This window comes from Domibacillus sp. F004 (assembly GCF_057814295.1).
Genome location: NZ_JBVATB010000003.1, coordinates 384,085 through 401,034, shown reverse-complemented (window position 1 = coordinate 401,034; position 16,950 = coordinate 384,085). Strand labels below are relative to the sequence as shown.

At 38.9% G+C, this 16,950-nt stretch carries 19 protein-coding genes; 16 read left to right on the top strand and 3 right to left on the bottom strand.

The window, feature by feature from the left end:
- The first annotated feature begins 318 nt into the window (after window positions 1–318).
- The 4 genes from ACZYRN_RS10595 to ACZYRN_RS10580 all read left to right on the top strand — a co-directional run bounded on the left by ACZYRN_RS10595 (window position 319) and on the right by ACZYRN_RS10580 (window position 4,540).
- On the top strand, window positions 319–1,308 hold the full coding sequence (locus tag ACZYRN_RS10595) for a BMP family ABC transporter substrate-binding protein (RefSeq protein ID WP_488911538.1): 990 nt from the start codon (window positions 319–321) through the stop codon (window positions 1,306–1,308).
- A 33-nt stretch (window positions 1,309–1,341) separates the two neighbouring features.
- Window positions 1,342–3,150, top strand: coding sequence for a sensor histidine kinase (locus ACZYRN_RS10590; RefSeq protein WP_488911537.1), 1,809 nt, complete (start codon window positions 1,342–1,344; stop codon window positions 3,148–3,150).
- 193 nt (window positions 3,151–3,343) lie between these two features.
- A complete protein-coding gene (locus tag ACZYRN_RS10585) occupies window positions 3,344–3,964 on the top strand; it encodes an HNH endonuclease (protein WP_488911536.1) in 621 nt (206 codons plus the stop codon).
- Window positions 3,965–4,177: 213 nt separating this feature from the next.
- A complete protein-coding gene (locus tag ACZYRN_RS10580) occupies window positions 4,178–4,540 on the top strand; it encodes a DUF2512 family protein (RefSeq protein WP_488911535.1) in 363 nt (120 codons plus the stop codon).
- An 88-nt stretch (window positions 4,541–4,628) separates the two neighbouring features.
- Here the strand turns inward: ACZYRN_RS10580 and ACZYRN_RS10575 are convergent, their stop codons facing one another.
- Window positions 4,629–5,516 (bottom strand): exonuclease domain-containing protein, encoded by an 888-nt coding sequence (locus tag ACZYRN_RS10575; RefSeq protein WP_488911534.1) that lies wholly within the window; start codon window positions 5,514–5,516, stop codon window positions 4,629–4,631.
- A 173-nt stretch (window positions 5,517–5,689) separates the two neighbouring features.
- On the opposite strand from ACZYRN_RS10575, the gene ACZYRN_RS10570 reads away from it, so the two are divergent.
- Entirely contained in the window at window positions 5,690–5,863 is a 174-nt protein-coding gene (locus ACZYRN_RS10570) for a hypothetical protein (RefSeq protein WP_488911533.1), read from the top strand.
- A gap of 147 nt (window positions 5,864–6,010) precedes the next feature.
- Window positions 6,011–6,706: a polysaccharide deacetylase family protein gene (locus ACZYRN_RS10565; RefSeq protein WP_488911531.1), complete on the top strand. Its 696-nt coding sequence runs from the start codon at window positions 6,011–6,013 to the stop codon at window positions 6,704–6,706.
- Window positions 6,707–6,826: 120 nt separating this feature from the next.
- On the opposite strand, the gene recA is transcribed toward ACZYRN_RS10565, so the two are convergent.
- On the bottom strand, window positions 6,827–7,819 hold the full coding sequence (recA, locus tag ACZYRN_RS10560; protein WP_488911530.1) for a recombinase RecA: 993 nt from the start codon (window positions 7,817–7,819) through the stop codon (window positions 6,827–6,829).
- A 326-nt stretch (window positions 7,820–8,145) separates the two neighbouring features.
- Here recA and ACZYRN_RS10555 point away from each other — a divergent pair, with 326 nt between their 5' ends.
- From ACZYRN_RS10555 to ACZYRN_RS10510, 10 genes are all read left to right on the top strand, one after another.
- On the top strand, window positions 8,146–8,346 hold the full coding sequence (locus ACZYRN_RS10555) for a cold-shock protein (protein ID WP_488911529.1): 201 nt from the start codon (window positions 8,146–8,148) through the stop codon (window positions 8,344–8,346).
- Window positions 8,347–8,485: 139 nt separating this feature from the next.
- Entirely contained in the window at window positions 8,486–8,629 is a 144-nt protein-coding gene (locus ACZYRN_RS10550) for a hypothetical protein (protein ID WP_488911528.1), read from the top strand.
- 92 nt (window positions 8,630–8,721) lie between these two features.
- Window positions 8,722–9,231, top strand: a complete 510-nt coding sequence (locus tag ACZYRN_RS10545) for a hypothetical protein (protein WP_488911527.1) — start codon at window positions 8,722–8,724, stop codon at window positions 9,229–9,231.
- Between the two features lie 151 nt (window positions 9,232–9,382).
- A complete protein-coding gene (locus ACZYRN_RS10540; protein WP_488911526.1) occupies window positions 9,383–10,264 on the top strand; it encodes an aldose 1-epimerase family protein in 882 nt (293 codons plus the stop codon).
- A gap of 170 nt (window positions 10,265–10,434) precedes the next feature.
- Complete coding sequence (gene desA / locus ACZYRN_RS10535) at window positions 10,435–11,460, top strand: Delta(5) desaturase DesA (protein WP_488911525.1); 1,026 nt, start codon at window positions 10,435–10,437, stop codon at window positions 11,458–11,460.
- Between the two features lie 122 nt (window positions 11,461–11,582).
- Window positions 11,583–12,716 carry a sensor histidine kinase gene (locus ACZYRN_RS10530; RefSeq protein WP_488911524.1) on the top strand — a complete coding sequence of 378 codons (1,134 nt, stop codon included), beginning with the start codon at window positions 11,583–11,585 and terminating at the stop codon, window positions 12,714–12,716.
- Window positions 12,713–13,312 carry a response regulator gene (locus ACZYRN_RS10525; protein WP_488911522.1) on the top strand — a complete coding sequence of 200 codons (600 nt, stop codon included), beginning with the start codon at window positions 12,713–12,715 and terminating at the stop codon, window positions 13,310–13,312. Before ACZYRN_RS10530 ends, ACZYRN_RS10525 begins: the two co-directional genes overlap by 4 nt.
- Window positions 13,313–13,622: 310 nt before the next feature.
- Window positions 13,623–13,901 carry a DNA-binding protein gene (locus ACZYRN_RS10520; protein WP_488911521.1) on the top strand — a complete coding sequence of 93 codons (279 nt, stop codon included), beginning with the start codon at window positions 13,623–13,625 and terminating at the stop codon, window positions 13,899–13,901.
- An 87-nt stretch (window positions 13,902–13,988) separates the two neighbouring features.
- Entirely contained in the window at window positions 13,989–15,488 is a 1,500-nt protein-coding gene (locus ACZYRN_RS10515) for a hypothetical protein (RefSeq protein ID WP_488911520.1), read from the top strand.
- A 107-nt stretch (window positions 15,489–15,595) separates the two neighbouring features.
- The gene (locus tag ACZYRN_RS10510; protein WP_488911519.1) at window positions 15,596–16,267 is read left to right on the top strand and encodes a phosphatase PAP2 family protein; all 672 of its coding nucleotides are present in this window, start codon (window positions 15,596–15,598) and stop codon (window positions 16,265–16,267) included.
- A gap of 25 nt (window positions 16,268–16,292) precedes the next feature.
- Here the strand turns inward: ACZYRN_RS10510 and ACZYRN_RS10505 are convergent, their stop codons facing one another.
- A complete protein-coding gene (locus tag ACZYRN_RS10505) occupies window positions 16,293–16,949 on the bottom strand; it encodes a potassium channel family protein (protein ID WP_488911518.1) in 657 nt (218 codons plus the stop codon).
- Window position 16,950: the final 1 nt, after the last annotated feature.

Sequence of the window (16,950 nt, the reverse complement as noted above, 5' to 3'; positions counted from 1 at the left end):
TGCATTGTGATAAGGTCTTTTACATTTCATCTACAAAAAACAAAAAAACTACAACAGTAGGCTACCCATAAAGTGAAACTTCATTCCAATGGTAAAAGATCATGCAATATGCCTTATCGCTTTAAAAACGAAGAGTTTTTCGCAGCCTCTTTTTTAAATAAGGGATAGAGAGTATAATACATAATGAAAGATTTGGTATAATAACAAATTAATCAATTATTTAAGATAGAAATAAAGTTCCTGCATATTCTGGAATGTGAGTCGATACGTGACTTTTTAAAGATACAATTAAAAGACTTGTTTGATAGGGGGACTGGAATGCCGCAATCGAAACAGCGTAAATTACTGTTATGGATAACGATCATCGTTATTTTCACGTTTTTATCTATTATTTTGTTTAAAACAGAGATGATTTTAGACAATACGACAACACAGAATCAACTAGAAAAAACAAAGATGACGATTATCACCTCTGATGTCATTGAAGATCAAAGCTGGGGAAGTCTTGCTTATAAGGGCAAGATGAAAGTAGAGGAGCAATTCCCTGTAGCCGTTGCATTATTTAGTGAGATCAAAACCGAAAAGCAGATGGAAGACACGATAACAAAGGCGGTTGCAGAAGGTTCTAAGGTGATTATTGGTCATGGCCGTGAATTCTCAAGCTTTTTTACAAAAATCGCAGCGACGTATCCTGATATTCATTTTGTCACGATTCACGGGACCGCAAAACACCCGAACCAAACCGTTTATACATTCGATCAAAATAAGATTGAATACATTGCGGCTATGGCAGCCGTTCTAAAAACAAAAAGCAATAAGATCGGTTTGCTAGATGCCTATGATGCGAGAAAGAGACTCCCTGGATTTGAACAAGGGCTAAAGCAATATAAACCGGAAGCATTGTTCTATTACAGCGTTGTAAATAGCAGAGATGATGGGGAAAAAGCGGTTGAATTGATGAAAAAAATGATGGATCAAGGTGTCGATGTCATCTTTACAAAAGGGAATGGATATAATCGAGATGTGATTGATTACGCAAAAGAGAAAAACATTTTTGTGATCGGCTATTTGGACGATCAATCTTATATGGGCGAACAACACGTATTAACGAGTGTCGTGAATGATGTTTCACAGGCGTATATTGCTGTAATGAGAGACTATTTTAGCAAGGAAGGGATTCCACAAGGGAAAGTCCTATTGAATGAAACAGATGGAGTGTACAATCTGGCTCCATTTGGCCCGATGTATACAGAAGAGGAAAAACAATATATACGTTCAGAGGTTAATAAATTGAACTGGGAAGATTGATCTGTTGAACAGTAGGGGACAAGGAAAAATGTGATGAATAAAAGCTTTTTGAAAATGCCGTTTCGCAATAAAATATTAACTATTCTCCTTTTGAATACAATTATATTGAGCGGCTTTTCACTCATCTTTGTTCAATCAATTGAAGAAATCAGTCTAGTGAGCAAAGAAGTGAAAGATCATAACATTCCAGGCATTGTGTGGACTTCTTATTGGGAAAAAGAGTTAAGTATTAAACAACATATAGTTGAAACCTACATCTTGAATAATGACAGTACTCACTTTATCGAAAGGTATCAGTTACAAGAAAGGAAAGAGCCTCCACAAATAAAAGAAAAGAAAGTTCCAATACCAAGATCAATGGAAAGCATTGAACGAGAAATGGATTTATTGGATTTTATGATTGTCAACAATGTGCAGGGACTCATTATGTACGGAGATGAAGAGGCGTCTAAAAAATATATTAAAGATCAATACCTCCCGAGAATGGAAAAACTAAATCAGGAATTGAAAAGCTTGGAGGAAGAAACTTTCACCTCTTTAAATGATCATACGAATGATTTTTCAACGATCATTGAAGAAGCGTTAGTCCTCTTAATTTTAATAACATGCGGGGTAGTTACTTTATCGATCTATGCATCGTATAAAATTAGCAGCAGCTTAACAAAACCGATTGAAAAAATGATTCATAGCGTCAACGATATAGCAAGTGGCCAATATGGCTTAACGATCAATGAAACAAATCAACTTGAATTGCAGCACTTAACCGAATCGATTAATCAAATGTCGTTCCGATTAAAAGAATCCTTTGATACGATTTTAGCTGATAAAATTTATCGAGACCAAATTTTAAATTCATTACCTGTGGGTATTATTACGAGTGACGATCAAACATCTCTCTTTACACTTAACAAGTCGGCTGAAAATGTATTAGGTGTAGATAATGAAAAGATAAAAAACCTTATGGATAATAGAGAGTATTTCCAAAATAAATTTTTTTGGGATATTTTGCTGAACGGACAAATTTGTGAAAATATAAAGGTGCCGTTGAAAATCCAGGACATAAAATATCAATTGCTCGTTTCTCAATCGGAGTTAATCAATCAACAGAAAGAAGTCATTGGAAGAATCTTTTATTTCATCGATATAACGAAAACAGAAGAATTAGAAAAGAGAATCAATCAATCGGAGAAGTTAGCCCTTGTTGGAGAATTGGCTGCAGGTGCAGCTCATGAAATTCGAAATCCACTCTCGGTCATTAAAGGTTTTCTATCCTTGATGAATGATGAGATCTCTGACATGGAGAAAGAGCAATTTTATTTGCCGTTAGTCATGAAAGAAATTGACCGCATTAATATCATTGTTGAGGACATGCTTCTTCTTTCGAAACCCGGGGCACCTATTTTAAAAGAAATGTACATAGAAGACGTTATTAATGATATTTTGCCGTTAATGACTCATTCCTCTTTGAAAGAAGAACAGATTGACTTTATCATTAATATAGAGCGATTGCCTGTATTCGTTGATATAAATCAAATGAAACAAGTCTTTTACAATTTAATTCGCAATAGTAAAGAAGCGATAAATGGACGAGGACAGATCCATATTTATTCAACGAAAGAAAGCGGGTTTTATCACATTTATATTCAAGATACGGGCACAGGAATTCCTCTTGATATGCAACAATCTTTATATCATCCGTTTTCAACATCGAAAGGAGATGGAACCGGCTTAGGTTTGACACTTGTGCAAAGAATTGTTCAAAATCATGAAGGGAAAATCGAATTGGTTTCCACCTCGAGCGAAGGAACAACTTTTTTAGTGAGTCTCCCGCTGCGGAGTTGAAAAGCGGATTCCCAATCCGAGGTCATGTTGAATATCTAAACAAAAAGCATCCTAGCGGGTGCTTTTTTATGTGATCAAGGCGTAATGAAGGTCATACACCGAATGAAAATAGGAAAAGATAAAGGGAAATTAAAAAGAAAAGAATAAGCGCAGCGAACGTTCGTACACATAATCTAAAGGCAGGTAAGGTGATATGAACTTAACAGAAAAGCAAAAGGCGTTTATCGATCATTATTACGCCACATTAGAGGAAAAAAATTCGATTGCAACGTCAGAAGAAATGGTTGAAGTGTTTGTTGTCTTGTACTTAGAAGCGGATGATGAAGACAAAAAAGAACGAACGGCATATTCGATTTTGACAATTCATTCTGCCATTGAGCTTATAGGTCTCGAAGAATTACTGGACATCCATGAATTATACGAGTACGCTGCAGCCAGGCAAAAGAAAGTAAAGAATTGTGCAATCATAGCGCAAGAGAAAAGGCATCGGGATCGGGGAGATTTTTCTTTGACGGATGCTGAATGGAAGTATATTGTCCATTATTTCAATAATAGATGTGCATATTGCGGCAAGAAAGAAAAATTAACGTTCGAACATGTTATCCCCTTTTCAAAAGGCGGCAGCTTTGGCAAGGAAAACATTATCCCGGCATGTCCCACATGCAACTCAAGCAAAAATGATTTGGACTACGATCACTGGTATAGAAATCAGTCCTTTTATGACGAAACGAGAGAACAAAGAATTATGACATATTTAGGGCAGATGAACCCTCCGTGCTCAAATCATGAAGGATTAAACGAAGAATTCCTGTAGAGGCAGGTGGCACAGGAGGTCCGTCATAAAAAGATGTGAAACCTTGGAAAAAGCTCCCCCATGATCAGCTGGCACAATAAAGAGTGGAAGGAGAAAAATGTGAATGACTATGAGTAAAGAGGGCATTCTAACGGGGTGTTTCTAGCAGAGGAATTTATGTTGAGAATCTAGAGACAACATGTGACGGAAATAAAAAACAAAAGGAGATGTTACATGTTGAATCATGGAAAAGCTTTGATAATAAAAGCGATGCTTGTTTTTCCTGTTGTCTGGCTTATGCTGACTGTATTTTTCGATGTTTCTTTGCTCGATTCAACGTTGTTGGGTCTATCTATCCTACTTGTTGGTTATGCGGGCGACATGACCATTTTATCAAGTATGAGGAATTTATCCGCAACGATCGGAGACTTCGTATTAACAGCACTTATTTTATGGCTCGGGTTAGATATGCTTGGGTATGAAGAATATGGTACAGAATCATTACTGACTGCTGCTGTTGTTGCAGCAGGAGAGTACTTTTATCATAAATGGCTTTTAAAAGAGCAATTAGCACTGGAGCCCCGAGAAACACTTTAATGAAGAGCGTCTTCTAACATAACATTATCATACCGGACAACAGTCATGTCTCCTCAGGAGGCAGAGTGGTGTCCGCTTTTTTTTCACTTTATTCTTTAAACACTGCTTCGAAAAATTTCTGCTCGGATACAAGCTTTACTTTATGCCCCGTTTGCTGCCACTCTTTTGCTTGACGAATTTTAGACGACACGTCTCCTTTTCGGTACTTTATTGCATCTGATTCACCGACAATGAGATAATCGGTTTCTTTTTTGAGGGACGTATGAACGTGCCCGCCCCGTTTCGTTACGAGTTCGATCGCGTCTTTACGTTTCATAGAAGTGAGCAGACCAGTAAAGCAGAGCGATTTTTCATAAAAAGGGTGATGCTTGTCTAGTTCCACCTTTACCGGTCTTTTTGTACGGGATACATTGTTTTTACGGAAAGCCGGTCCGTTCAGATAGCCGAATGAGTAGTTGATTTCATTAAGCAGATGGTGAAGAGTTGTGTGTTCTTTTGCCATATGAATGACAATCGTTGCGCAGGCAATGGCGTCTTCAAGGGCATGATGATGCTCAAACTGGAAATTGAAATAATTGGCGACGACGTTCAGTTTATGGGAAGGCAGCTTCAGTAATCTTTTTGCGAGCATGCACGAACAGAAATAGGGGTTGTCCGGCAGCGGGAGTGTATATTTTTCGACTGTGCTGCGCAGCACGTTCACATCAAATTGGGCGAAATGAGCAACGATTGGATTAGAACCAATAAAGGCCAATATCTCCTCATATACTTCTGGAAACATCGGGGCATCTTGCACATCTGTTGGATGGATGCCATGGACCGCGATGTTGCGGTTATCAAACCGTTCGTTAGGGTTGACGAGTGAGTAATATGTATCGACAATCTCGCCATCCTCAACTTTTACAAGGCCGATGGAGCAAACACTGCTCCGGCTCACATTCGCGGTTTCGAAATCTAATGCGACAAAATGAATCATCAGACCGTTCTCCTTTAGCCAGAATTTGATAGCGTAAGTGTACTGCTTTTTTGGAGAAAACTCAATGAAACTAGTACATAAACGGACGGAAAGGCTTTTCCTTTTTGAAAAAGGATGCTCCGCTATTTTTCATGTATAATAGAAAAAAAGAATAGATAGAAGGTGTTTGATGTATGCAAAAACTAGCCTGGGGATTAACAGTGATCGGATTTATCGCGATTTTAAGCGGTATCCTCTATCCGCTGGACGTGATCAATAAATCAACACTATTCACGCTGCTCATTGGCGGGGCGTGTGTGATGTTTGTTGGATCGATGGTAAGAAGTTTTTCGGCATTGAAAAAATAGCGAATACGGTTTTATTTGGAACAAGGATATTGAATGGAAGAAAAACAGCTTCTCATGAAGGAGAACAACGATAAAATAAGAGGGAGCTGTCTTAAAAGTAAGTAATTTGGGACAACTCCCTTTCGTTTTAAAAGAAAGGATGAACGGATGAAAAAGAAATTAATGGGGATAGGAGTTGTAGTCGTTTTCCTTCTATTGCTTAGTACATATAAAGTAATGAATGCAAGAACGTATCAGGTATTTGGAGGTTTAACCGACCAGGTGGAGACAAATCAAAAGGTCGTTGCTTTAACATTTGATGACGGTCCATCGAAAAACATACATCAGATTCTGCCCTTGTTAGATCAATACGATGCAAAGGCTACCTTCTTTTTTATTGGCAAAGAAATAGAGGAATACCCACAGGAAGCTAAAAAAGTGGTAGAAGCAGGGCATCAAATTGGCAATCACACGTATTCTCATAATCGAATGGTTTTTAAAAAGCCGTCGTATATTAAAAAAGAAATTGAAAAAACAGACCAGTTAATTCAAAAAGCAGGTTACAAGGGCGAGATTGATTTTCGGCCACCAAATGGTAAAAAACTTGTAGGCTTGCCTTATTACTTGCATAAACAAAATAGAGACACGATAACTTGGAATATGGAACCAGATAGCCATTATACCGCTGCTTCTGACAAAGTGAAATATGTAAAAGGTTATGTAAAACCGGGTTCGATTATTTTAATGCATCCGATGTATGACGACACAGGTAAAGAACTTCAAGCAATCAAAGGAGTATTACAAGCATTATCCAACGAAGGCTATACGTTTGTAACGGTAAATGAACTTCAGGATTTAAAATGAGGAACGCAAAAGAGAAAAGAGAGGATGGTACGCAACCAAAAATACAAAGCATCGGTTATCCCACCGATGCTTTGTTCGTTGTTGAAATACGGGTGATGCTGCTAGAAGCCTGATCTTTTCTTATTCATTAATCCCTAAGTGGGCTCGAATCTTCATTTCGATTTCATCGGAAATGGTTTTGTTCTCTTTTAAAAAGACTTTTGCATTCTCGCGTCCTTGGCCAATTCGTTCTCCGTTGTAGGAATACCATGCACCTGATTTTTCAAGGATCTCTGTTTCAGCGCCTAAGTCGACGATTTCCCCTTGTTTTGAAATCCCTTCTCCGTACATAATGTCTACTTCTGCTGTACGGAAAGGCGGTGCCACTTTATTTTTGACGATTTTGATTTTCGTTTTGTTTCCGAGAATTTCTGTTCCTGATTTAATTTGTTCAGAACGTCTAACTTCTACACGGACAGATGCATAGAATTTGAGTGCCCGTCCTCCGGGTGTCACTTCAGGATTGCCAAACATAACGCCTACTTTTTCTCTTATTTGGTTAATAAAGATAGCAATGGTACCCGTTTCACTAATCGCTCCATTTAATTTACGCATCGCCTGTGACATGAGTCGAGCTTGTAAGCCAACGTGTGAAGCACCCATTTCCCCTTCAATTTCTGCTCTTGGAACAAGAGCGGCGACTGAATCGATGACCAAAATATTTACCGCTCCACTTCGCACAAGTGCTTCTGCAATTTCAAGCGCCTGTTCGCCTGTATCTGGCTGAGAAAGAAGGAGTTCATCAATGTCTACACCAATCTTTTCTGCATAAACAGGGTCAAGGGCATGCTCCGCATCAATAAATGCAGCCGTTCCTCCTTGTGCTTGCACTTCTGCAATGGCATGAAGAGAAACAGTCGTTTTACCGGATGATTCCGGTCCATATATTTCAATAATACGGCCTTTCGGATATCCGCCGATCCCTAACGCTTTGTCAACTTGGATAGATCCGCTGGAAACAGCGCTCACACGTTTGTCGGCTTGTTCCCCTAACTTCATAATCGCCCCACGGCCAAACTGCTTTTCAATTTGCTTTAATGCCGCATCTAATGCCGCTTGTCTATCTGCACTCATTATCATGATCATCCTTCCCGAAAATAAGCGCCTATTGAAAGAAAAACGCTTTCCATTATTGTTTCATAATAAGACGAAACTAATTCCAGGAAAGGCTCATATATCAATGACGAAAATTTGTTCTATATTCATTATATAGAAACATGTGTTTGTTGTCAAAGAAATGAACAGATGAAAATAAGCCGAATTTTTTGCCCAGAAGTCCTTAATCTCCATTCGAAGTGAAGAATTAGTTGAAGCATGTATAAAAAATGACGAAGTAGAAATAATAAATGAAGCAATTTAAAATTGCGATGTGAAGTACTTTTGATGCTAGGAGGAACGAAATGGAAAGTGGTAAAGTGAAATGGTTTAACAGTGAAAAAGGATTTGGGTTTATTGAACGTGAAGGGGGAGAGGATGTATTTGTACATTTCTCTGCCATTGAAGGCGAAGGGTACAAATCATTAGATGAAGGCCAGGAAGTGACTTTTGAAGTAGAAGATGGTCAACGTGGTCCGCAAGCAACGAATGTAAGTAAAGTATAATAAACGTAAGAAGAAACAGACCTGGTACTCCAGGTCTGTTCGTATGTAAACATAGGAAGCATTACGGCATAGCCGTGTTTATAATGAATAAAAAGGGATAAAGAGTATACATGTAATGATTTGAGAGGAGGAATACGTTATGACAAAAGAGACAAATGTAAAGCGCAATGATTCAGTGGAGCAAAAAGAAAAAAAAGAAAAAGGACAAGATATTGAGCCGCAACGAGCTCCCGGTGAAAAAGAAGTAAAGCCAAAAGACCATAATCCTGACGACTTTGAGTAAAAGTTCCTCGTAAAAAGGACGAGTTTAAATGGCTCGTCTTTTTGATATTCCTTTTCTAGCTAAACGAACATGAACGAGAGGGGAGTGAATGTATGAAATCAAAATCAGACAGAGAATCTTTTATAGACGATTTAGATGATCAAAACGACAAGCTATATTTAATTTTAAGAGGTCATCTATATATCGAAAATGAATTAAATAAGCTGCTTGAAGGTTTTATCCCGAATTCAGACATATTAGAACTGTATAAAGAACGATTTCGGACAAAAGCAGAAATAGCGTATGCTTTTAACTTGATCGACCACAATCAATGCGAAATGCTGCTTGAATTTAATGAATTCAGAAATAAATATGCTCACAGGCTCAAATATAACATTAGTCATCAAGAAATTATGGATTTGAAAAGTCAATTAGGGGAAATAGAGGGACTTGAACGGCTAGTAGAAGATATCATTACAGAGAATAAAAGCACTTCTGTAACAGATCTTAAAACAGTCATCGCAGGACTCCGCACCATTTTAAATGTGAAAGCGATGAGAATAAAAAAGTGTGAAAACCCATCCTATGATGTCGTTGACATGGATGAGGCAGAAAAGGGATAAGTTCAGCATACTATCTGCTGAACTTTTTGAGTTGTGAAAAGGAGAAAACAAGTGATTCAATACCCCTGTTTAAGGGTAAAGATGATTGTTTTTCTTATTAGATCCGTCATAATAAGAAGGAGACATTTTATAAAGATAAGGGGTATAAGAAATGATCATTACGATTGAAAATAATTGGCTAAAAGTAGGCATCTTAACAGAAGGAGCCGAAGTACGAGAAGTGTACCATAAGAAAAATGAATTGGATTATATGTGGACAGGTGACAATAAGTATTGGGGGCGTGTATCCCCAGTGTTGTTTCCTATTGTGGGACGTTTAAAAGAAGATCAGTATACAGTAGATGGACAGGTTTATCCGATGTCACAACATGGTTTTCTGCGCGATGTCAACTTTGAGATTGCCGCGCAAACAGCAGACAGTGCTTCTTTTCAATTTGAATCGGCTGGTTTATTCACGAACATATATCCGTATGAATTCAAGGCTGTTATTCACTATACATTAAATGAGGCGTCCCTTGTCGTTCGCTGGGAAATAACGAATGAAAACAAAGAAAAGATGTATTTCTCGATCGGTGCGCATCCAGCGTTTCGAATTCCGCTTTTCGAAAATGAAACAGTCGAGGATTATAAAATAAAAGCCATTCCAGCTGAAAATAAGAAAGCGATGGAATACGAACTAACAGATTCTCTCATTAAGGAGAAAGGGCCGGCTGATGGTGTTCAATCTTTTACATTAACCCCGTCCTTATTCGCAAATGATGCATCTATTTATAGTAATGTTGATTATGTCACCCTTGAATCGAAAAAGACAAGCTATGGAATCGACGTCACGCTAAAAGACTTTCCATTTGTGGGGATTTGGTCTAACTACAATCAGGAAGAAGGCACAATTGCCCCTTTTATCTGTATTGAACCGTGGTACGGTGTAGCTGATACCCACGAGACATCGGGAGAATTAAAGGAAAAGTTCGGTATTAATAAGCTGGGGGCAGGGGAAACCTTTCAAGCGGAGTATAGAATGAGATTTAGATAAGTGTTCAGAGCGAACGTGGTTTGATTTTAAGTGAATAAAATCGAGCAGTACAGTACATTCTTTATCTATGACACTTGTCATACTCAGGGCATGACGGGTGCTACTGCACAAGTGAAAATCCCTTCGTTATAATGAGGTATATCATCAATTAGCGGAGGGAATACAACAATATGAGCAAAGAAAAAGCAAAAGTTTTACGAAAACAAGTTGCCCCATACGAAAAATCAAATACGAAAGCAAGTGTTTGGCAGCTCATTAACACGATTGTCCCGTTTGTCGTCATCTGGTATCTGGCGTATCAAAGCTTGTCCATTTCCTATTTTCTTACGTTAGGTTTATCGGTTATTGGCGCAGGATTTATTACACGGATCTTCATTATTTTTCATGACTGCTGTCACCACTCGTTTTTTAAAAATAGAAAATGGAATCGAATTGTCGGGACGCTTACCGGTGTTTTAACGTTTTTCCCTTATGACCAATGGGCACACAGCCACAATATCCATCATGCAACAAGCAGTAATTTGGATAAACGGGGAACAGGTGACATGTGGATGATGACGGTGGACGAATATTTAACGGCGCCATTAAAAACACGGATCGCATACCGTCTTTACCGGAATCCATTTGTTATGTTCGTCATTGGGCCCATCTGGGTATTCCTTATTACGAATCGCTTTAATGAAAAAGGAGCAAGAAAAAAAGAACGCATGAATACGTATGTTACGAATGTGCTGATTTTTGGAAGTGCCGCATTGCTTTGCTGGGCGATTGGCTGGCAGTCATTCCTGCTCGTACACGGTCCGATGTTCTGGATTGCTGGTTCAATGGGTGTTTGGCTCTTTTATGTACAGCATACATTTGAAGATTCTTATTTTGAAGAAGATGAAAATTGGAATTTTGTGCAAGCGGCAGTGGAAGGCAGCTCTTTCTACAAGCTTCCAAAACCGTTGCAGTGGATTACAGGAAACATTGGTTTTCACCACGTGCATCATTTAAGCCCGCGTGTACCGAATTATCAATTAGAAGCGGCACACAACAATGCGGATCCTTTGCAAAATGTACCAACGATTACGCTCTGGACGAGTATTCAGTCCGTAAAGTTCCGATTGTGGGATGAGCAAAGGAATAAATTTGTTACATTTAAAGATGCGAATCAATCTGTTAAATCGTTGAAAAAAACGGTTATGAGTGAATAAATCACATAAAAATATGTTTATGACCATGTTTCCGTCTTAACGGGAATATGGTTTTTTTTACAGGAAATTGGTATAGTTGTACTAATAATAAGAAGCAAGTACAAGAAAAATGAGGAACGCGGATGAAAAAACGGACGACAGTCTTTCAAAAAAGTTCAGGTATGTCTCCATATATATGGAGTATTTTAAGTTTTTTGCCCTTTTATTTTATATTCCAGTCTCACTCAACAAAGGAAATTATTTTTGGAATCACGCTGACAATTCTCTTTTATGTGAGCTTTCGGTTCGCGTTTCTATCTAAAAATTGGCCTGTTTATGTGTGGATCTGTGTTTTAGTAGGCATATCGATCATCATGACGATCCTCTTTCAGTTTATCTATTTTGCCTTTTATATTGCCTATTATAACGGCAATGTAAAAAAGAGAGCGGCTTTCATTACGGCGTACATCATTCATATAGTCGGCACAGCCTTTTCGATCAATTATAATCTAGTTCTGCAAGATCCGTTTTTTATTCAGCAGCTGCCGCTCATTGTGATTGTATTTATTAGTGTCATATTAATGCCGTTTAACCTATATAATCGAAAAAAACAGGACAAGCTTGAAGCGGAACTGCAAATGGCGAACAATCGCATTTCTGAATTGGTCAAACAAGAAGAGCGTCAGCGCATTGCCCGCGATCTTCACGATACGCTCGGACAAAGGCTGTCTCTTATCGGTTTGAAAAGTGACCTTGCGAGAAAGCTTATTTATAAAGACCCAGAAAAGGCAAAAGAGGAATTAATTGATGTGCAGCAAACTGCCAGAACAGCATTAAACGAAGTACGGAATTTAGTTTCATCGATGCGAGGCATTCGAATTAATGAGGAAATTGTGCTCGTTCAACAACTGTTAAAAGCGGCACAAATTGAATATACAGGTGAAAAAGAATTTAAATTAAACAACGTATCTTTATTTGTTGAGAATATGTTAAGCATGTGCATGAAAGAAGCGGTGACCAATATTGTCAAACATAGCCAGGCCTTTTCTTGCGATATTAGCATTAAGCAGACGGAAACGGGCCTGCGGTTGATCATAAAAGATGATGGCATTGGGATGGCCAGACAAGATATTGGAAAAGGAAGCGGCCTTCTTGGCATGCGAGAACGGCTTGAATTTGTAAATGGCAGTCTAGATATTCGATTAGATAATGGAACGATGATTATTATGGATGTACCAAATGACGTAAAACAGCGTGATGAGGAGGAGTATACATGATTCGAATCGTTATTGCCGAAGATCAGCGAATGCTGCTCGGGGCATTAGGCTCGCTGCTCAGTTTAGAAGACGATATGGAAGTAGTCGGACAAGCAGCCAATGGGGAGGAAGCGATTGCGCTCGTTCAGACATTACAGCCGGATGTATGCATTATGGATATTGAAATGCCGTTGAAGACGGGATTAGAAGCAGCAGAAGAGTTAAAAGACAGCGGCTGCAAAATCATTATTTTAACAACATTTGCCCGCACAGGTTATTTTCAGCGGGCAATAAAAGCGAAAGTCAGCGGTTATTTGTTGAAAGACAGCCCGAGTGAAGAGCTTGCCAGCTCTATCCGCAACATTATGACGGGAAGACGCGTGTATGCACCTGAATTGATGGATGACTTTTACAGCGAAGAAAATCCGCTCACGGAGCGGGAAAAGGATGTACTAGAGCTTGTAGCGGATGGGAAAAATACAAAACAAATTGCGGAAGAACTCCAGATTAAAAATGGCACCGTACGAAACTATATTTCTACTATTTTTGACAAGCTTGAAGTGAAAAATCGAATTGAAGCCATTTCTCAATCGAAAGAAAAAGGATGGTTTAAGTAAAGAAGAAAAGCCGCTTGCATGTATTGCAGGCGGCTTTTTACCGTATTTTCACTTTTCTTTTTTACAATGAATGTGGAAAACGTGTTAGGAGCGAGACGATGAATTTTTAACAGGAGAAATTATCAACAGAATAACAGCGTGGTTAACGGAAAAGCAAGAAGAATACGGCATTTATAACAGTTTAGAATAAGTGAAGAACTCTGTTTTAACGGACAGGGTTTTTTGCTTTCGGCGGATATTAGAGGAATTTGGTGTTATGAGAGACATATATATGGACAAATGTAATGAAAAAAAAACAGGAGGGGAGCAAATGGATTTGTTTATAGGTGCTGGACTGGCGATTGCTGGCTATTTTATTTGTGAGGGACTACGGAATTATCAAAATCCAACCGATAAAAGTTTTTTGGATTATTTTAAAAAAAATGATCAACGTGAACTATTAAAGGAGAGCAACATCCATCATTTTTTAGGGATTACAAAAGAAGAGGCAAGAGTGCTAATTCAAGAACATCCCGATATTCCTCATGTTAAATTAAATGGACAAGTGTATTTCTCTAAAACGAAATTGCGCCAATGGATAAAAGAGTAAAGGCTCACTTCGCTTTGTCAAGCTGTCCAAATAGATGTGCTCTGCATATATTAGTTAAGGGGAATATAAGCAGGTGAGGTGTGCGATATGGAGAAAATGAGGACAGACTACGTACTACTCTTAAAGGCGTTTTTACCCAAAGGAGCCGAAGTTCTAGAATTGCAACAGCCAGATAAACATCCTGCCATCTTGTTGGCGGATTTAGACGGAGACCGCTGTCTGGAACTGGTGGGAGCTTATAAGAACCATGGTGAAAACTACATTATCATTCTAAAAGAGTACTGTCATACATGGTATCAAGTGGCCCACATGAAAGGGAGCGGGTACAGCATAACGGATTTAGTGGCAGCACCTGTTGTGAACAGTACGATCAACACATTGCTCATCGGCTGGCAGATTGCTGGAATTTGGTCAGAGCTTGATTTGCTGCAGTGGACACCGGAAGGTTTTCAGCATTTGACGCCAAATAAAAAGACCTATAGCAAAATGATCGTGGAAAAGATGAATGATCGTCTTGGTACGTATGAGATTGCTCTTTGGAATCATGATACGGCAAATGCCTATCAAATAGATATCTTTCGTTGGTGTGCTAATGAACTTATTAAAGCGACGGACGTATACCCTTATTATTTCAATAAAGTAGCGAATTACTATAAAGCTTTGCTTCAAGAGATGGATTCTCCTGTTTATTGGTATTATCTCGCTGATGCGCAAATGAAAGCAGAATTGTTCGATCAAGCGTTAACGACTATTCATAAAGCACTGTCCACGTCCACTCCTTACCCGTCTAAAGAAAAGCTGTTTGAAATGAAGCGTCAACTACAGGCGGAAAACAATAAGGTTGTTCAAGTGAAAAGGGGAGATGTGACCGGGGACGGCACCATTGATACGGTTTATTTAACAGCCGATCAAACTCCGGATAGTCCTTATTGGCAAAATATCACCCTTGTCGTTCGGAATGGACGAACGAATCAGTACGAAAAAATCCCTTTGAAAGAAAATGCCGGTTATAATCCGACCATTTTTCTTGGTGAATTTACAGGTGACAAAGTGGAGGATATCCTTATTGTCATTAACACAGGGGGAAGCGGCGGAACGATTTATGCCTATCTGTTTTCCTATATAAATGGGAAAATTCATCAGATCTTTGATTCTGAAACATTTAATGAAAAATACGCTTATAATGTGACATACAAAGATCACTATAAGGCTACGGTGACGAGCTTTAACAAGAAAAAGTATACGATTGATCTCATGTATAAAGGTGCTGACTATTTAGCGGAGATCTATCATGCCGATGGGACGCTGAAAGAGCCAATCGAAGGCTGGGTATCTCCTTTATCGGGACTGTATCCCGTTGATTTTGACAGGGATGGTACGTATGAACTCAATGCCTATCAAAACATCGCCGGCAGATACAATGCTGATCGGCTGGGCTATGTGGAAAATGTACTTAAATGGAATAAGAAAGAATTCGCGCCTGACCGTCAAACCGTGGCCATTTTCGGTGAAGCATTGAATGCTGTCAGACTGGATTTGCTTAATGTGAAAACAAGGCCTCCAGAAAGATTGAAAGACCCTATGTAAGAGAGCGTTCTTCTGCTGACACCATTCGATTTTTGAATGGTGTTTTCCTGTGTGATAGACTGAATAGCCAATGGAATATGTTGCAAAAATCGGGGGTATTTGTTTTCATGAACTTAAAGTCTCAGCTTTCTGTTGCTTTTATCATCAGTCTCGTTTCATTAATTGGATTTAGCTATATGGCTTTTTTAGTAAGCAGCCGTGGAATTATTCGGTTTGATCAAACGGTGATTTCATTCATTCAAGGACTGGAATCGCCGATGTTGACGGTGGTTATGAAATTATTCACGTTTATTGGTTCAATCAAGTTGATCGTGGTACTATCACTTTTTGTGTTATTTTTCCTTTACACTGTATTCAAACACCGCTCAGAACTTATTTTATTTATAGCAGTCGTTCTAGGCTCGAACATTCTGTTTGTATCATTAAAAGTGTTCTTTCAGAGAGCGCGCCCCGATTTTCACCGGCTTATTGAAGTTGGGGGATATAGTTTTCCAAGCGGCCATGCGACAAACGCGCTGACACTATATGGCATTCTTACTTTTCTGCTTTGGCGTCATATACCTGTTAGATGGGGCCGTATGCTCTTAATTATTATCAGTACGATGATGATTGTGATGATAGGAACGAGCCGTATTTATTTAGGTGTGCATTACCCAACGGATATTATAAGCGGTTACTTAGCAGGAGGGTTTTGGCTAGCCATGGCCATTTGGGTTTATCAACGATACGAAAAAAAACGTCAGAAAGGAAAAAATACCTCTGACGTATGGGGTATGTGATGGGCACATATTCAAAACAAGTGGGCTATTTTAAGTTGGAAAATGCCGATAGATCTGCTTGTTTGCCGATTACGATTAAAATATCACCCTCGTTAATGACATGGTCCGGTGAAGGGGAGATAGTCATTTTGTCATGGCTCGTGACGGCAATCACATTTAAATGATACGTTGCTCGTATACCAAGATCCCGCAAACTTTTACTTACCATGCCTGAAGGGGTTTTTATTTCTTCTATGCTGTACTCATTCGACAATTCGATAAAGTTTAAGACATTAGGCGATAACAGCTGATGGGCAACACGTTCGCCCATATCTTTATCTGGATAGACAATCCAATCCGCTCCGACTTTTTCTAACACTTGCCCGTGTAGTTCGCTCAGTGCTTTCGCGATAATTTTTTTAATCCCTAATTCTTTTAAAAGCAATACGGTTAAAATACTTGCCTGCATATTGCTCCCAATCGCCACGATGACACAATCAAAATTGCTAATCCCGATGGATTTTAACGTTGCTTTTTCAGTCGTATCGGCTACAGCTCCATGCGTAATAAATAATTCAGCATCTTCAACTTCGTCCGCGTTTATATCAATACCCATCACTTCATGACCGGTTTCATTCAGTTTTTTTGCAATACTCGTTCCGAATCGGCCCATCCCAATGACCGCAAATTGTTCTTTTGGCATC

What these genes read in the sequence shown, in the direction of transcription:
- recA (WP_488911530.1), bottom strand. Translation starts at nt 7,819, where the DNA reads ATGAGTGCAGATAGACAAGCGGCATTAGATGCGGCATTAAAGCAAATT.
- ACZYRN_RS10595 (WP_488911538.1), top strand. Translation starts at nt 319, where the DNA reads ATGCCGCAATCGAAACAGCGTAAATTACTGTTATGGATAACGATCATC.
- ACZYRN_RS10510 (WP_488911519.1), top strand. Translation starts at nt 15,596, where the DNA reads ATGAACTTAAAGTCTCAGCTTTCTGTTGCTTTTATCATCAGTCTCGTT.
- ACZYRN_RS10590 (WP_488911537.1), top strand. Translation starts at nt 1,342, where the DNA reads ATGAATAAAAGCTTTTTGAAAATGCCGTTTCGCAATAAAATATTAACT.
- ACZYRN_RS10505 (WP_488911518.1), bottom strand. Translation starts at nt 16,949, where the DNA reads ATGCCAAAAGAACAATTTGCGGTCATTGGGATGGGCCGATTCGGAACG.
- ACZYRN_RS10515 (WP_488911520.1), top strand. Translation starts at nt 13,989, where the DNA reads ATGGAGAAAATGAGGACAGACTACGTACTACTCTTAAAGGCGTTTTTA.
- ACZYRN_RS10540 (WP_488911526.1), top strand. Translation starts at nt 9,383, where the DNA reads ATGATCATTACGATTGAAAATAATTGGCTAAAAGTAGGCATCTTAACA.
- ACZYRN_RS10565 (WP_488911531.1), top strand. Translation starts at nt 6,011, where the DNA reads ATGAAAAAGAAATTAATGGGGATAGGAGTTGTAGTCGTTTTCCTTCTA.
- ACZYRN_RS10575 (WP_488911534.1), bottom strand. Translation starts at nt 5,516, where the DNA reads ATGATTCATTTTGTCGCATTAGATTTCGAAACCGCGAATGTGAGCCGG.
- ACZYRN_RS10525 (WP_488911522.1), top strand. Translation starts at nt 12,713, where the DNA reads ATGATTCGAATCGTTATTGCCGAAGATCAGCGAATGCTGCTCGGGGCA.
- ACZYRN_RS10530 (WP_488911524.1), top strand. Translation starts at nt 11,583, where the DNA reads ATGAAAAAACGGACGACAGTCTTTCAAAAAAGTTCAGGTATGTCTCCA.
- ACZYRN_RS10555 (WP_488911529.1), top strand. Translation starts at nt 8,146, where the DNA reads ATGGAAAGTGGTAAAGTGAAATGGTTTAACAGTGAAAAAGGATTTGGG.
- ACZYRN_RS10545 (WP_488911527.1), top strand. Translation starts at nt 8,722, where the DNA reads ATGAAATCAAAATCAGACAGAGAATCTTTTATAGACGATTTAGATGAT.
- ACZYRN_RS10570 (WP_488911533.1), top strand. Translation starts at nt 5,690, where the DNA reads ATGCAAAAACTAGCCTGGGGATTAACAGTGATCGGATTTATCGCGATT.
- ACZYRN_RS10585 (WP_488911536.1), top strand. Translation starts at nt 3,344, where the DNA reads ATGAACTTAACAGAAAAGCAAAAGGCGTTTATCGATCATTATTACGCC.
- ACZYRN_RS10580 (WP_488911535.1), top strand. Translation starts at nt 4,178, where the DNA reads ATGTTGAATCATGGAAAAGCTTTGATAATAAAAGCGATGCTTGTTTTT.
- ACZYRN_RS10520 (WP_488911521.1), top strand. Translation starts at nt 13,623, where the DNA reads ATGGATTTGTTTATAGGTGCTGGACTGGCGATTGCTGGCTATTTTATT.
- desA (WP_488911525.1), top strand. Translation starts at nt 10,435, where the DNA reads ATGAGCAAAGAAAAAGCAAAAGTTTTACGAAAACAAGTTGCCCCATAC.
- ACZYRN_RS10550 (WP_488911528.1), top strand. Translation starts at nt 8,486, where the DNA reads ATGACAAAAGAGACAAATGTAAAGCGCAATGATTCAGTGGAGCAAAAA.